Source organism: Cupriavidus basilensis (genome assembly GCF_029335485.1).
Taxonomy (GTDB): Bacteria; Pseudomonadota; Gammaproteobacteria; order Burkholderiales; family Burkholderiaceae; genus Cupriavidus; species Cupriavidus basilensis_E.
This window is the reverse complement of sequence record NZ_JARJLM010000557.1, coordinates 1-1722: the sequence shown is the minus strand read 5'-3', so window position 1 is coordinate 1722 and position 1722 is coordinate 1. Positions and strand designations below refer to the sequence as shown.

The window sequence follows — 1722 nt, the reverse complement described above, 5'->3', positions numbered from 1 at the left end:
GTCCCCACGCATCTCGCTGCTGGGCTGGCATCGCCGCGTCCTGTCGCTGGCTTTCCCGATCATCCTCGCCAACCTGACCCAGCCGATCCTCGGCGCGGTCGATACCGCGGTTGCCGGCCATCTGCCCGACCCCGCCTACCTTGGCGGCGTGGCTGCCGGCGGGCTGTTCTTCAGCTTTGTGTTCTGGGGCTTCGGCTTCCTGCGCATGGGTACCACGGGCCTTGTCGCGCAAGCGTTCGGCGCCCGGGACGGTGCCGCGTTGCGCGCGACGCTCATGCGCGGGCTGCTGCTGGCGGCCGTGATCGGTCTCGGCGTGCTGGCGGTGCGGATGCCGCTGATCTCCAATGCGCTGGGGCTGATCGGCGGCAGCGATACGCTCCAGCACCACGCGCGCGTCTACAGCCAGGCGCGGATCTGGGCGGCGCCATTTGCATTGTGCAACTATGTCGTGCTTGGCTACCTGCTTGGCTGTCAGCAAGTGCGGCTCGCGCTGCTGATCCAGCTAGCCATCAATGCGGTGAACATTGCCGCGGTGCTGGCCTACGTCAATGTGTTCGACTGGGGCATCGCGGGCATCGGCGCTGCCACCGCGACTGCCGACGGCTGCGGTTTCGCGCTGGGCGCCACGCTGCTCTGGCGGCTGCGTCCGCGCGGCCTGCCGGCGCTGCGCTGGGCGGCGCTGGCGGATGCGCAGGCGCTGAAGCGGCTGGTCTGCCTCAATCGCGATATCTTTGTCCGGACCCTGTGCCTGATCGCCAGTTTTGGCTGGTTCGCGCGTGCCGGCGCAAAGCAGGGCGACGTGATCCTCGCGGCCAATGCACTGCTGTTGAATTTCCAGACCTTCATGGCCTACGCGCTAGATGGCTTCGCGCATGCGGCCGAGGCGCTGGTCGGGGCCGCGATCGGCACGCGGGATCGCGACGCATTCCGGCGCGCGGTCCGGGTCACGATGACCTGGGCCGCGGCCGGAGCACTGTGTTTTTCCCTGGTCTACGCCTGTGCCGGCGAATGGATCATCGCGTGCCTGACCGACCAGCGACCGGTGCACGACGCGGCCAGGCGCTTCCTGCCATGGGCCATCGCCTTGCCGCTGGTCTCCGTGTGGGGCTTCCTGCTTGACGGCGTGTTCATCGGCGCCACCTGCACCCGCGACCTGATGCACTCGATGGCGATCTCGTTCGCCGCATTCATGCTGGCGGCCGTCACCCTGTCAGGCCCCTTCGGCAACGACGGGCTGTGGGCCGCGCTGCTGCTGTTCATGGCCGCGCGCGGACTCACCCTGGCGCGGGCGCTGCCGCGCATCGAGGCCAGCCGGTTGGCCTGAGGCCGGCAGAACCGGCATCCATGCCCGCCACCGCCCCCAAGGCATGAAAACAAACGAAAGGACTCCAGATGGCGATGACCGAAGTCTATGCCGCACGCGAACCGGCGCGGGCCGAAATCGAAGCAATGCAAGGGGCAGCCGTGATCGAATTCGGCGCGCCCTGGTGCGGCCACTGCATGCGGGCCCAGCCGCATCTGGCCAGTGCGATGGCTGGCCATCCGGATATCCGCCATCTCAAGATCGAGGACGGCAGCGGCAAACCGCTGGGCCGCTCGTTCAGGGTCAGGCTGTGGCCCACGCTGGTCTTTCTGCGCGACGGCGTCGAGGTCGCACGGCTGGTGCGCCCGGACGACGCGCGCGCCATCGAAGCCGCGCTGGCGCAGATCGGCGGACCCGCC

At 68.8% G+C, this 1722-nt stretch carries 2 protein-coding genes; both read left to right on the top strand.

Annotated features, from left to right (window positions below):
- Positions 1-10: 10 nt before the first annotated feature.
- On the top strand, positions 11-1324 hold the full coding sequence (locus P3W85_RS34565; protein ID WP_276268072.1) for an MATE family efflux transporter: 1314 nt from the start codon (positions 11-13) through the stop codon (positions 1322-1324).
- A gap of 68 nt (positions 1325-1392) precedes the next feature.
- Positions 1393-1722: thioredoxin family protein (locus P3W85_RS34560; protein WP_276268071.1), on the top strand; the 330-nt coding region annotated here is incomplete at its 3' end.